Annotated in this window: 10 protein-coding genes; 8 read left to right on the top strand and 2 right to left on the bottom strand. The window is 71.0% G+C overall.

Features of this window, described 5'->3' with window-relative positions; all coding sequences use genetic code 11:
- Positions 1-5: 5 nt before the first annotated feature.
- The 5 genes from ACTWQC_RS03215 to ACTWQC_RS03195 all read left to right on the top strand — a co-directional run bounded on the left by ACTWQC_RS03215 (position 6) and on the right by ACTWQC_RS03195 (position 5,461).
- Positions 6-1,364, top strand: coding sequence for a phosphomannomutase/phosphoglucomutase (locus ACTWQC_RS03215; protein WP_443313951.1), 1,359 nt, complete (start codon positions 6-8; stop codon positions 1,362-1,364).
- A gap of 165 nt (positions 1,365-1,529) precedes the next feature.
- Positions 1,530-1,727: a Trm112 family protein gene (locus tag ACTWQC_RS03210; RefSeq protein ID WP_443313950.1), complete on the top strand. Its 198-nt coding sequence runs from the start codon at positions 1,530-1,532 to the stop codon at positions 1,725-1,727.
- 79 nt (positions 1,728-1,806) lie between these two features.
- A complete protein-coding gene (locus tag ACTWQC_RS03205; protein ID WP_443313949.1) occupies positions 1,807-2,979 on the top strand; it encodes an SIS domain-containing protein in 1,173 nt (390 codons plus the stop codon).
- A 138-nt stretch (positions 2,980-3,117) separates the two neighbouring features.
- Complete coding sequence (gene manA, locus ACTWQC_RS03200) at positions 3,118-4,377, top strand: mannose-6-phosphate isomerase, class I (RefSeq protein ID WP_443313948.1); 1,260 nt, start codon at positions 3,118-3,120, stop codon at positions 4,375-4,377.
- A gap of 136 nt (positions 4,378-4,513) precedes the next feature.
- Positions 4,514-5,461 (top strand): cation diffusion facilitator family transporter, encoded by a 948-nt coding sequence (locus tag ACTWQC_RS03195; RefSeq protein WP_443313947.1) that lies wholly within the window; start codon positions 4,514-4,516, stop codon positions 5,459-5,461.
- 178 nt (positions 5,462-5,639) lie between these two features.
- Here ACTWQC_RS03195 and ACTWQC_RS03190 read toward each other — a convergent pair whose 3' ends face one another.
- A complete protein-coding gene (locus ACTWQC_RS03190; protein ID WP_443313946.1) occupies positions 5,640-7,793 on the bottom strand; it encodes a fructose-specific PTS transporter subunit EIIC in 2,154 nt (717 codons plus the stop codon).
- Positions 7,794-8,144: 351 nt separating this feature from the next.
- Between ACTWQC_RS03190 and ahcY the strand changes: the two genes are divergently transcribed.
- Together ahcY and ACTWQC_RS03180 are read left to right on the top strand one after the other, a co-directional pair.
- Positions 8,145-9,602 carry an adenosylhomocysteinase gene (gene ahcY, locus ACTWQC_RS03185; RefSeq protein WP_443313945.1) on the top strand — a complete coding sequence of 486 codons (1,458 nt, stop codon included), beginning with the start codon at positions 8,145-8,147 and terminating at the stop codon, positions 9,600-9,602.
- Between the two features lie 129 nt (positions 9,603-9,731).
- The gene (locus tag ACTWQC_RS03180) at positions 9,732-10,394 is read left to right on the top strand and encodes a hypothetical protein (RefSeq protein WP_443313944.1); all 663 of its coding nucleotides are present in this window, start codon (positions 9,732-9,734) and stop codon (positions 10,392-10,394) included.
- An 80-nt stretch (positions 10,395-10,474) separates the two neighbouring features.
- Here the strand turns inward: ACTWQC_RS03180 and ACTWQC_RS03175 are convergent, their stop codons facing one another.
- Entirely contained in the window at positions 10,475-11,563 is a 1,089-nt protein-coding gene (locus ACTWQC_RS03175) for an RDD family protein (RefSeq protein WP_443313943.1), read from the bottom strand.
- A 139-nt stretch (positions 11,564-11,702) separates the two neighbouring features.
- Here ACTWQC_RS03175 and ACTWQC_RS03170 point away from each other — a divergent pair, with 139 nt between their 5' ends.
- Positions 11,703-12,710: a stage II sporulation protein M gene (locus ACTWQC_RS03170; protein WP_443313942.1), complete on the top strand. Its 1,008-nt coding sequence runs from the start codon at positions 11,703-11,705 to the stop codon at positions 12,708-12,710.
- Positions 12,711-13,122: the final 412 nt, after the last annotated feature.

The following is a 13,122-nucleotide window of genomic DNA, read 5'->3' as shown; positions in this document are numbered from 1 at the left end:
GCACCGTGCCCGACTTGTCGCAGATCGTAAAGGCTTACGACGTACGCGGCGTGGTTCCGGACCAGTGGGACGAGTCGCTCGCCGAGCTCTTCGGCGCCGCGTTCGCGCAGGTGACCGGCGCGACCGCGATCGTCGTCGGCCATGACATGCGGCCGTCCTCGCCCGGCCTCTCCCGGGCCTTCGCCCGCGGCGCGGCCGCCCGTGGCGTGGACGTGACCGAGATCGGCCTGTGCTCCACCGACGAGCTGTACTTCGCGAGCGGTCAACTCGGCCTGCCCGGCGCGATGTTCACCGCCAGCCACAACCCCGCGCAGTACAACGGGATCAAGATGTGCCGGGCCGGCGCCGCCCCCGTGGGCCAGGACACCGGGCTCGCCGAGATCCGCTCCCTCGTCGAAGGGTGGGCCGGGTCCGGGGCGCCGGAGCCCGCGGAAACCCCGGGCGCGATCACCCAGCGGGACGTCCTCGCCGACTACGCCGCCCACCTCCGCTCGCTCGTCGACCTCACCGCCGTCCGCCCCCTCAAGGTCGTCGTGGACGCGGGCAACGGCATGGGCGGCCACACCGTCCCCACCGTCTTCGACGGGCTGCCCGTCGATCTCGTGCCGATGTACTTCGAGCTGGACGGCACCTTCCCCAACCACGAGGCCAACCCCCTCGACCCGAAGAACATCACCGACCTCCAGGCCAAGGTCCGCGAGACCGGCGCCGACATCGGCATCGCCTTCGACGGCGACGCCGACCGCTGCTTCGTCGTGGACGAGAACGGCGACCCGGTGAGCCCCTCCGCGATCACGGCCCTGGTCGCCGCCCGCGAGCTGGACAAGCACGGCAGCGGCACGGTGATCCACAACTGCATCACCTCCTGGTCCGTCCCCGAGGTCGTCAAGGAGCACGGCGGCACCCCCGTCCGTACGCGCGTCGGGCACTCCTTCATCAAGGCGGAGATGGCCCGCACCGGCGCGATCTTCGGTGGCGAGCACTCCGCGCACTACTACTTCCGCGACTTCTGGAACGCCGACACGGGCATGCTGGCCGCGCTGCACGTGCTCGCCGCGCTCGGCGGCCAGGAGGGCCCGCTGTCCGCGCTGGTGGCGCAGTACGACCGCTACGCCTCCTCCGGCGAGATCAACAGCACGGTCGACGACCAGGCGGGCCGGGCCGCTGCCGTCAAGGCGGCGTACGAGGGGCGGCCGGGCGTCGAGCTCGACGAGCTGGACGGGCTCACGGTCTCCACCGCCGACTGGTGGTTCAACCTCCGCCCCTCCAACACCGAGCCGCTGCTGCGCCTGAACGCCGAAGCGCGGGACGCGGCCACCGTCGAGAAGGTCCGCGACGAGGTCCTCGCCATCGTCCGCGCCTGACGTCCGTAAGGACCTCTCGCCCGACGCCCGTACCAGTGGTGCCCGGCAAGGTTTACCGCCCGGCCGCCCCGCGCTCGCGGCGCGGCCCGGCGGTACGCTGGCCAGGCCGAACACTCCTTCCCCCAGCCTCCGGGCAGGAGGGGCTCACCCGAAGGGAAATCCCCCATGCCGCTCGAAGCCGGTCTCCTGGAGATCCTCGCCTGCCCGGCGTGCCACGCCCCCCTCCGCGAGACCTCCGCAGACTCCGCGGCAGACTCCGCCGCCGGCGAGCTGGTGTGCACGGGAGCCGGCTGCGGCCTGGCCTACCCCATCCGCGACGGCATCCCGGTCCTGCTCGTCGACGAGGCCCGACGCCCGGCCTGAGAGCCGGTCCGAGTACGGACGCCGCGCCCGGAAACCCCGGAAACCACCGCCCCACACCGGCGATCGGAGGCTCCCCACGATGCTCGACGAGTCGTTGCTCGACGCCCCCGAGGCGCTGGCCCGCGCAGACAACCGAGGCCTCCTGCGCGGCGTCGCCGAGTCCGGGGCCCGGGTGCGTACGGCTGTCCGCGCCGCCGCCGAGTCGGGGCTCGCCGACCTCAAGCCCGACGGCCGTCCCCGCGCCCTGCACATCGCCGGTTCAGGACCGACCACCGGCTGCATCGCCGACCTGCTGTCCGCCCTCGCGGGCGGCAACGCCCCCGTCAGCCTGATCCGCCCGACGGGCGCGCTCGCCGCCCCCGGCGCGCTGCTGTGGACACTGCCCGGCTGGGTCGGCCCGCTCGACCTGCTGCTGGTCATCACCACGGACGGCACAGAACCCGGCCTCTCCGCGCTCGTCGAGCAGGCGTACCGGCGCGGCTGCGCCGTCGTGACCGTGACCCCGCCCCGCTCCCCGCTCACCGACGAGGCCGGCGGCCGGCACGGTCTGGTGGTGCCCCTGGCCCCCACGTCGTACGAGGAGGTGCCCGAGGACCAGCCGCTCCCGGCGACCGGCCTGCGCTCCGCGCCGGACACCGAACCGCCGGGGACGCTGTGGGCCCTGCTCACGCCGCTGCTCGTGCTCATCGACCGGATCGGCCTGTTCCCCGCCGCACAGCCCGCCATCCAGTCGGTCGCCGACCGCCTGGACCGGACCGCCGAGCGCTGCGGGCCCGCCATCGCCACCTACAGCAATCCGGCGAAGACCCTCGCGGCCGAACTCGCGGACACCCTCCCGCTCCTCTGGAGCGAAGGTGCGCTCGCGGGCGCCGTGGGACGGCACTTCGCGCGCGCCCTGGCGGCCGTGGCGGGCCGCCCGGCGCTCGCCGCGGAGCTGCCCGACGCTCTGACCGCCCACGGCACGCTGCTCGCCGGGGCCTTCGCAGCCGGGGCCGACCCCGACGACTTCTTCCGGGACCGCGTCGAGGAGGCCCAGCCGCTGCACGCGCGCGTGGTCCTGCTGCGCGATCAGCCCCTGCTGGGCAACCACTCGCCTACACCCGCCGCCCGCGAGCTGGCCCTCAGCCACGACACCGCGATCAGCGAGCTGGAGCCGTCCGGTGGCGGTGTGCTGGAATCCGCCGCTGAACTGCTCGCCATCACGGATTTCGCCGCCGTTTACCTGGCGCTCGCCTCGGGAGAGAGATCATGAGCAGTCGCAGCCGCCGGCCGTAGCGCGGCGCGACCGCACGCCGCCAGGGCACCTCCCGTGCCCGGGGGCGCCCCCCGTACCCGGGGCACCCTTCGTACCCCGGCCCCCTCTCGTACGCACAGTCAGGAACCGCACCGCATGGACCGCCTCGCCAACACCGTGCGCCCCTACGCCTGGGGCTCCACCACCGCCATTCCGCAGCTGCTCGGCACCGAGCCGACCGGTGAGCCGCAGGCCGAGCTGTGGATGGGCGCGCACCCCGGGGCACCTTCGCGGGTCGAGCGCGCCAAGGGACCCGTGGCGCTCTCCGAGGTGATCGCGGCCGACCCCGAAGGCGTTCTCGGCGAGGCCGCGGTCCGCCGCTTCGGACCCCGGCTTCCGTTCCTGTTCAAGGTCCTCGCGGCCGACTCCCCGCTCTCTCTCCAGGTGCACCCCGACCTCGCGCAGGCCAAGGCGGGCTACGCCGACGAGGAGCACCGCGGCGTCCCCGCCGACGCCGCGCACCGCAACTACAAGGACGCCAACCACAAGCCCGAATTGATCTGCGCGCTCACGCCCTTCGACGGGCTGTGCGGCTTCCGGCCCGAGACGGAGGCGGCCGACCTGCTCGCGGGCCTGGACGTGGACTCCCTCAAGCCGTACGTCGACCTCCTGCACGCCCACCCGGAGACGGACGCGCTGCGCGAGGTCCTCACCGCTGTCCTCTCCGCCGAGAAGACCGCCATGGCCGAGACCGTGGCCCAGGCCTCCGCGGCCGCCGAACGGCTCGCCGCCGTCGAAGGGCCGCACCGGGACGCGTACGCCGCCTACGCCTCGATCGCCCGCCACTACCCCGGCGACCCGGGCGTGATCGCGGCCATGCTCCTCAACTACGTACGGCTGCAGCCGGGCGAGGCCCTCTTCCTCGGCGCCGGCGTCCCGCACGCCTACCTCAGCGGCCTCGGCGTCGAGATCATGGCCAACTCCGACAACGTGCTGCGCTGCGGCCTCACCCCCAAGCACATCGACGTACCCGAACTGCTGCGCATCGTGCGCTTCGAGCCCACCGCGCCGGGCGTGCTGCGCCCCGAGGCCGTCGACGGCGAGGAGACGTACGAGACCCCGATCGACGAGTTCCGGCTGTCGCGGTACGTCCTGGCCGAGGGCGGCGAGCCGCGCCGGCTCACGTCCGGCGCCCCGCAGATCCTGCTCTGCACGGCGGGGACGGCCATGCTGCGCTCCGGCGGCACGGGGGAGACGGGAGACCCGGCGGCCACGAATGCCATGAATGCCATGAAGGGAACGAAGGGAACGAAGGAACTGAGCCTCGGGCAGGGCGAGTCGGCCTTCGTCCCGGCGGGCGAGGAAATCGTGCTCAGCGGTCGGGGCACGCTCTTCCGCGCGACGGTGGTGGTCTGAGCCGGGCTCGCGGGCCCGGGGAGCGGGCGGGGCCGGGCCCGGCGCGACGGCCACTGGCGGGGCTGCAAGAATGTCCGCTCAGTAAAGGGGCAGCAAAGCTCCCGGGTCGGGCCGACGGAAGGGACACTCGGCACTCATGAGTGCATCAGGCGGAACCAAGGCGATCGTCGCGGCGCTGGGCGCCAACCTGGCCATCGCCGCAGCGAAGTTCGTGGCCTTCGCCTTCAGTGGCTCGTCGTCGATGCTGGCCGAGGGCGTGCACTCGATCGCGGACTCGGGCAACCAGGCACTGCTGCTGCTCGGCGGCAAGAAGGCCAAGCGCGAGGCGACCCCCGAGCACCCCTTCGGCTACGGCCGCGAGCGGTATATCTACGCCTTCCTCGTCTCGATCGTGCTCTTCTCGGTCGGCGGCATGTTCGCCATCTACGAGGGCTACGAGAAGATCAAGCACCCGCACGAGATCGAGGACTGGTACTGGCCGATCGGCGTTCTCGTCTTCGCGATCATCGCCGAGGCCTTCTCCTTCCGTACGGCCATCAAGGAGTCGAACGAGCTGCGCGGCAGGCAGTCGTGGCCCCAGTTCGTACGCCGTGCCAAGGCGCCCGAGCTGCCGGTCGTGCTGCTGGAGGACCTCGGAGCGCTCGTCGGCCTCGTCCTGGCGCTCGTCGGTGTCAGCGTCGCCATCGCCACGGGCAACGGGGTCTGGGACGGCATCGGCACCCTCTTCATCGGCATTCTGCTCATCCTGATCGCGCTCGTGCTCGCGGCCGAGACCAAGTCGCTGCTGCTCGGCGAGGCGGCAGGGCCCGAGACCGACGAGAAGATCCGCGAGGCGGTCGTCGACGGCGAGACGGTGACCCGGCTCATCCACATGCGCACGCAGCACCTCGGCCCGGAGGAGCTGCTCGTCGCCGCCAAGGTCGAGCTGCGGCACGAGAACACCGCGGCCGAGGTCGCGGCGGCGATCAACGCGGCAGAGGACCGCATCCGTGCGGCGGTTCCGATCGCCCGCGTGATCTACCTCGAGCCGGACATCTACGACGAGGCCACCGCGGCGGCGGGCCAGGACCCGGCGAAGACCTGAGCGGCGGGTGTGGGCAGTCGTTCCGCAGGGCGGAACGGGTGGGCACAGCCCGACCACCGGCCCGCACCTGCGGACCGACCGCGGGCCCGCACCCGTAACTCGCACCCATGAAGCGAAGGCCCCGCGCGATGCGGGGGCCTTCGCTTCGCCCGTTGCGGGCTGTACCAACCGTCGGGGCCTACCGGATCTCGCCCAGAATCCGCAGAATCTCCGGCTTCCCCTCGGCAGCCGTCAGCCGCTCCCGGAAGCCTGTGTCCATCAGCTTCCGGGACAGCAGCGCGAGGATCCGCAGATGCTCGTCGCCCGCCGCGGCCTCGGGCACCGCGATCATGAAGATGAGCTTGGCCTGCGTGCCGTCCAGCGAACCCCACTCGATGCCGTCGGCGGAGCGCGCGAAGCCGACGACGGGGGCCGTCACGGCGTCCGTCTTGGCGTGCGGGATGGCGATCTCCTCGCCGAGCCCGGTGGTGCCCTGCTTCTCGCGGGCGAACGCCGCCCGTACGAGGGCCTCGACGTCCGCGACCTTGCCGGTTGCGGCCAGCAGCCCGGCCAGCTCCCGGATCGCGGCGTCCTTGGTGTCCGCGGCGAGCTGCTCCTTCACGGTCTGCGCGGTGAGATGCCCGGACAGGACTGGCGTCTCGTCAGCGGCAGCTTCCCCGGGGTCGGCTCCTTCAGCTGCTGCCGCGTCTGCAGTGGCCGTACCGGTGGCTGCAGCCGTGGCCGGAACCGCAGCCGCAGCCGTACGAGCCGGTGCGGGCGTGACGACCGTCGCCACGGCCCCGCCCCCGGTACCGACGGCCCCGCCCACGCCCACTCCGGCGAGCACCGGCTCCGGCGCCGCGAGCGTCGGCCCGCCGGGCGCCGCCTCCTCCGCGCCGATGGCGCTCGTGCCGAGCGTCATGAGCGTCACGGTCGTCAGCGCGGTCACGGCCGAGCCGATGGCGACGGCGACGAAGAACATCGGAACCCCGTCGACCGCACCCAGCACCGCCACGATCGGCCCGCCGTGCGGCACGCTGTCCGCGACCGCCGCGAGACCCGCCACGGCACCGGCCGCGGCGCCGCCGAGCATGTTCGCCGGAATAACCCGAGCCGGCCGCGCCGCGGCGAACGGAATCGCGCCCTCCGTAATGCCGAAGAAGCCCATGAAGAGTGCCGCCAGGCCCGTCTCCCGCTCCTGCTCGGTGAAGAACTTGCGGCGGATGAGCGTGGCGATGCCCTGGCCGAGCGGCGGCACCGGAATGGCCGCCGCGCACATGCCCATGATCTCCGGGTTCTTCGAGACCAGGCCCGCGCCGAAGAGGAACGCCGTCTTGTTGACCGGACCGCCCATGTCGAACGCGATCATGAGGCCGAGGATGATGCCGAGCAGCGCCGCGCTGGTCCCGGTCAGGCCGCCGAGCCAGCTGGTGAGGTGCTCGAAGACCCATGAGATCGGCTTGCCGATGACGTAGACGAAGAACAGGGCCAGCGAGGTCGTCGCGACGATCGGGATCACGATGATGGGCATGATCGGCTGGACGAACTTCGGTACCTTGACCTTCTTGATCCACAGGACGATGTAGCCGGCGAGGAAGCCGGTGACGATGGCGCCGATGAAGCCGGCGCCCGCCTCGGAGTCGTACAGCGCTCCGGTGTTGGCGATCCAGCCGCCGATCATGCCCGGTACGAGCGCGGGCCGGTCGCCGATCGCGTACGCGATATAGCCCGAGAGGACCGGGATCATCAGCGTGAAGCCGATGACGCCGATGTCGTTGACGTGCTTCCAGAACGAGCCGTCCGGGATGACCAGGCCGCCGTCCGCCTGCGGGTCGCCGCCGAGCGCCAGGGACACCGCGATCAGCAGACCGCCGACCACGACGAACGGAATCATGTACGAGACGCCGTTCATCAGCGCCTTGTACGTGGTGCTGCGCTGCTTGCCGCCGCCGGTGGCCGCCGCGGCTCCGGCGGACGCACCGCCCCCGCCGCCCCGGTACACGGGCGCGTTCTGCACCTGCTCGATCAGTTGCTCGGGGTGGTGGATGCCCTCGGCGACACCGACCACGAGCACCCTCTTGCCGACGAAGCGGCTGCGGTCGACGTCCTTGTCGGCCGCGATGATGATGCCGTCCGCGTTTTTGACATCGTTGTCAGACAAGACATTCTCGGCCCCGATCGAGCCTTGTGTCTCCACCTTCATGTGGTGGCCGAGCGATTCCGCGGCCTGAGCCAGCTTCTCTGCGGCCATATAGGTGTGGGCGATGCCGGTGGGGCAGGCGGTCACTGCGAGCAGTTTCAGCCCCTGCCCTCTCGTCCCCGCAGCCCTGGGGGGATCAGCCGGACTGGTCACGTGGTTCTCCTTACAGCTGTGCGCACGCGAGATCGTGCAAGTGTTCTCGCGGGGCCCGCATCCTGCAATACCTGCGGACGGGATCAAACCTGGGACCGCCGCCCCGAGACCCCGATGTGGCCGAAAGCCTTGCGGGGCCCGGGGGTCCCGGCTGGGGCCCGCCGGGCCGATCGGTGTAGATTCGTCACCAGACAGACGTCGCTGCTGATGGCGGTCGGGCGGTCCGCGCTGCGGGTCGGCCGAGGGAGAGAGGGCCTCCGACGGACTGCGCTGCGGCCGGGGGACCCGTGTCCCCACTGCCGCAGACGAGCCGTGTCCACCTCTCGCTGGAATCCACGAGGAGCAGCCCGTATGACGACAGCCGCCACCGGTCAGGACTTCAAGGTCGCCGACTTGTCCCTCGCCGCTTACGGCCGCAAGGAGATCAACCTCGCCGAGCACGAGATGCCCGGTCTGATGGCGATCCGCGAGGAGTACGCAGCCGCCCAGCCCCTGGCGGGCGCCCGTATCACCGGCTCCCTGCACATGACCGTGCAGACCGCCGTGCTCATCGAGACCCTCGTCGCGCTCGGCGCCAAGGTGCGTTGGGCCTCCTGCAACATCTTCTCCACCCAGGACCACGCCGCGGCCGCCGTCGCCGTCGGCCCGAACGGCACCCCGGAGAACCCCCAGGGCATCCCGGTCTTCGCCTGGAAGGGCGAGACGCTGGAGGAGTACTGGTGGTGCACGGAGCAGGCGCTGACCTGGCCGGACGCCGCCACCGGCGGTCCGAACATGATCCTGGACGACGGCGGTGACGCCACGCTTCTGGTCCACCAGGGCGTGGAGTTCGAGAAGGCCGGGGCCGTCCCGGACCCCGCCTCCGCCGACAACGACGAGTACCGCATCATCCTGCAGCTGCTGACCCGCACCCTCGGCGAGAACCCGCAGAAGTGGACCCAGCTCTCGTCCGAGATCCGCGGTGTCACCGAGGAGACCACCACCGGCGTCCACCGCCTCTACGAGATGCAGCAGGCGGGCTCGCTGCTCTTCCCGGCGATCAACGTCAACGACGCCGTGACCAAGTCGAAGTTCGACAACAAGTACGGCTGCCGCCACTCGCTGATCGACGGCATCAACCGCGCCACCGACGTCCTCATCGGCGGCAAGACCGCGGTCGTCTTCGGCTACGGCGACGTGGGCAAGGGCTGCGCCGAGTCGCTCCGCGGCCAGGGCGCCCGCGTGATCATCACCGAGATCGACCCGATCTGCGCCCTGCAGGCCGCCATGGACGGCTACCAGGTCGCGACCCTCGACGACGTGGTCGAGACCGCCGACATCTTCATCACCACGACCGGCAACAAGGACATCATCATGGCCTCCGACATGGCCAAGATGAAGCACCAGGCGATCGTGGGGAACATCGGCCACTTCGACAACGAGATCGACATGGCCGGCCTCGCGAAGATCCCCGGGATCGTCAAGGACGAGGTCAAGCCCCAGGTCCACACCTGGACCTTCCCCGACGGCAAGAAGATCATCGTGCTGTCCGAGGGCCGCCTGCTGAACCTCGGCAACGCCACCGGTCACCCGTCGTTCGTGATGTCCAACTCCTTCGCGAACCAGACGATCGCGCAGATCGAGCTCTTCACCAAGCCGCAGTCCTACCCGATCGGCGTCTACGTGCTGCCCAAGCACCTGGACGAGAAGGTCGCCCGGCTGCACCTGGACGCGCTCGGCGTCAAGCTGACCACGCTCCGCCCGGAACAGGCGGCCTACATCGGCGTCCCGGTGGAGGGCCCGTACAAGCCGGACCACTACCGCTACTAAGAGCGCTGCCCAGTGCGCCACTGAAGGCGCTACCAGGAGCGCTGCCAAAAGCAGACGGCACAACAGCCTCCAGCCGATGAGACCGGGCCCCCGCCGCCGGCGGGGGCCCGGCCCCTCAAGGACCCCACCATGCCCCGCGGCCGCTACTCCCGCCACGACACACACGACCACACCCCCCTCGGAGAAGAGCACTTCCACTGCGCCACCGGCACCTCCGGATGGCGCTACGTCTCCCAGATCACCGCTCCCACTGGCCCAGGATCCGGCGGTGCTCCCCGGGACAACGGCGCTCCCCGGGAAAGCACAGTCACCGGCTCCGTCGACCTCACCACCGACGAACTCGGCCGCCCTGTCCGCCTCGAACTCCACGCCGGTGGCTGGCAGGTCCGCGGAGCGGCCCTCGAGGGCGTCACCTGGGTCCGCACCGACCCCACCGGCGAGCACGCCACGGAAGGCCAAGTCCGAGCCCACGCTTTCACCGGTGCATCCCCCGCTTTCCTCGTCGCCACGGCCCGGCTGCTGCGCCTCACCCCCGGCGCCCCCGCCACCCGCGTCCGCCTCGTCGCCTTCACCGAGCCCGTACTCGCCCCCCGAACGCTCGACCAGTCCTGGGCCCTGCTGAAAAGCGAAGCACACGCCACTGACAGCGGCCCGCTCACCGTGGACGAATACCAGGTCACCGAGCTGGACACAGGCGAACGGCACGCCGTCCACATCGCCGGAGACGTGGTCCTCGCCGCCCCCGGCATCGAACTCGAAGAGCTCGAATCCCCGCCGTCCGTCTTCACCTGAGCGCCGGCCCGGTGAGAACGGCCCGCCGCGACGCCGGCCGCGCAGCTCGACGACTCACACGCGGACGGCCGCAATGCGACTTACGCGGGCGGTACGAACCCCGTCCGCGCCGCCGCTGTTGCCGCCGTCGCCGACACCTCGTCGACAGGCTCGGACCGTGCGACCTCGACACCGCCCGGACCAGCGGGATGCACGCCGGAATTGACCCCGGAATCGCCCCCGGGACCTACGGAACTCAGCGTGGAACCCACAACGGGAGGCGCCGTCCGTACGGATTGCCCGGTCGGAGCGGGCTCAGTGGGCGCAGCCCAGGCACCGGCGGTACCCCACGTACCGGCGGCACCCCACGTACCGGCGGCAGCCCAGGCGCCGGCGTTCGCCGTCCATGCACTGCCGCCCGCCCCAGCCCCGTTCCGGTGCACACCGCCGAACGCCCGGTGCGCATCCCGCGCCTGCCGCTCGCCCGCGACCCCCGCCAGATAGACCGCAGGCGGCACCCCGACCGGTACCGGAGCCCCCGTGAACGCCGCCACGTCGCCCGCAAGCCGCTGGGCCAGATTCCAGCTCACCTGCGGATCGAGCTGCCCCATCCGCGTCAGGTACTGCCGCACCGCCAGCCACAGCCCGTCAGGCACCCGGGACAGGTCGAGCCTCCCGAACTGGCCGCCCAGCCAAGGCGGCGGAGGAGGCATCCGGACCGCATGGGGCACCGGTATTCGCTCCCGTACGACCAGAGTCCCCGCGAAGACGTCCCCCAGCCTCCGCCCGCGTGCCGACACCAGTGAGGCGATCACCGCGACGACGCCGAACGTCATCAGGATCTCGACCATCCCCATGGCGCCGCGCACCAGAGCGTGCCGGAAGCGGATCGGCCCCCCGTCGTCCCGCACCACGCGCAGCCCGCATGCCGTTTTCCCGAGCGAACGCCCGTGGCTGAGCGTCTCGACCGCGATCGGGCCCCCGACCAGTACCAGTACGAACGTCGCCACAGCCACCGCAGCGCGTGCCGCCCTGTCGAGCGACGCCGTGGCGGCGACCAGCCCTGCCGACACCGCTATGTAGACGGCGAAGACGATGACCAGATCGATGAAGACCGCCAGGGCGCGGCTCGGCAGCTTCGCGGGCCGCAGCCCCAGAACGACCGCCTCACCGGTCACCAACTCGCTCACGTGCGGTGTCCTCCCTCTCCCCGGGTCCTACCCACACCCCTGACCCGTACGGACCGTACGCCCGTACGACCAGTCTGCCGCCCACCTGTGCCCGTCTGCCAAGCTGAGTCGGCATCCGGACCCTGAGGAGCAGCGCCCTATGGACCTCGACGTCTTCGTCGCCGCCCACCGAGCCGAGTGGGACCGCCTGGAAGCGCTGCTGCGCCGCCAGCGGCGCCTTAACGGCGCGGAAGCCGACGAGCTCGTGGCCCTGTACCAGCGCACCGCCACCCACCTGTCCCTGATCCAGTCCAGTGCCCCGGACCCGCAGCTCACGGGCCGCCTCACCCAGCTTGTCGCCCGCGCGCGCAGCGCCGTCACCGGGGCCCGCAAAGCAAGCTGGCGCGACGCCACCCACTTCCTTGCCGCGGGGTTCCCGGCCGCGCTTTATCGAACACGGTGGTGGTGGGTTTCGACGGCAGTCGTCTCGACGGTGCTCGCGGTCCTGATCGGCTGGTGGATCGGGACGCACCCCGAGGTGCAGGCCACCATCGCCGCCCCCGAGGAACTACGCGAGCTCACCCGCCCGGGCGGCGAGTACGAGACGTACTACTCGAGCAACGCCGCGGCATCCTTTGCCGCCCAGGTCTGGACCAACAATGCCCAGGTCGCCGCGACCTGCCTGGTCCTCGGTGCCTTCCTCGGCATCCCCGTGCTCTGGGTGCTCTTCCAGAACATGCTCAACCTCGGGGTCGGACTCGGCCTGATGTCCGCTGCAGGCCGCCTCGACACCTTCCTCGGCCTGATCCTGCCGCATGGCCTGCTGGAGCTCACCGCGGTCTTCGTCGCCGCAGGCACCGGACTCCGGCTCGGCTGGACCGTCATCGACCCGGGTCCGCGCTCCCGGCGCTCCGCCCTCGCCGAGGAGGGGCGGGCCGCGATCGGCATGGCCATCGGGCTGGCCGTGGTGCTCTTCGTATCGGGCGCCCTCGAAGGCTTCGTGACCCCGTCCGGGCTGCCCCCATGGGCCCGCATCGCCATCGGCGTCACGGCCGAGGCGGCCTTCCTTGTGTACGTGTACGTGGTCGGCCGCTGCGCGGCTCGTACGGGGGAGACTGGGGACGTGGAGGCAGCGGACCGCAGCGCCGAGCTCCCGACGGCGGCCTGATGTGCGTCGGGCGGCAGTGAGCTGGTACTGTCCTCTTCGCCCCGGGAGCCTGTTGACATGGGTAGACTGGGGAGGTAGATTCGAACGGTTGCGGGGAGCTGGACAGGCTCAACCGCAGGAGCTAGAATCCACTGCGCTTCAGACGGACAGAACTTTCTGCTGGGGCGCGTCATGGCCTTCCAACGGCCATCAGAAAAATTCGGGTCGGAAAAGACCGGGATGAGAATCTGGTAGAGTTGGAAACACCGAAGGGAAGCGCCCGGAGAAACCGGTACTGCGGTTAATCGAAGTACTGTGGTTTCGAAGGAAGCGTCCGTTCCTTGAGAACTCAACAGCGTGCCAAAAGTCAACGCCAGATATGTTGATACCCCGTCTCCGGGCCGTGATGGTCTGGGGCGAGGTTCCTTTGAAG

Source organism: Streptomyces sp. 8N616 (assembly GCF_052246385.1).
Classification (GTDB): Bacteria; Actinomycetota; Actinomycetes; order Streptomycetales; family Streptomycetaceae; genus Streptomyces.
This window is presented reverse-complemented; position numbering and strand designations above follow the sequence as displayed.

Bases quoted from the DNA above. Each gene is read 5' to 3' on its own strand.
- ACTWQC_RS03210 (WP_443313950.1), top strand. From the start codon at position 1,530: ATGCCGCTCGAAGCCGGTCTCCTGGAGATCCTCGCCTGCCCGGCGTGC.
- ACTWQC_RS03205 (WP_443313949.1), top strand. From the start codon at position 1,807: ATGCTCGACGAGTCGTTGCTCGACGCCCCCGAGGCGCTGGCCCGCGCA.
- manA (WP_443313948.1), top strand. From the start codon at position 3,118: ATGGACCGCCTCGCCAACACCGTGCGCCCCTACGCCTGGGGCTCCACC.
- ACTWQC_RS03195 (WP_443313947.1), top strand. From the start codon at position 4,514: ATGAGTGCATCAGGCGGAACCAAGGCGATCGTCGCGGCGCTGGGCGCC.
- ahcY (WP_443313945.1), top strand. From the start codon at position 8,145: ATGACGACAGCCGCCACCGGTCAGGACTTCAAGGTCGCCGACTTGTCC.
- ACTWQC_RS03180 (WP_443313944.1), top strand. From the start codon at position 9,732: ATGCCCCGCGGCCGCTACTCCCGCCACGACACACACGACCACACCCCC.
- ACTWQC_RS03170 (WP_443313942.1), top strand. From the start codon at position 11,703: ATGGACCTCGACGTCTTCGTCGCCGCCCACCGAGCCGAGTGGGACCGC.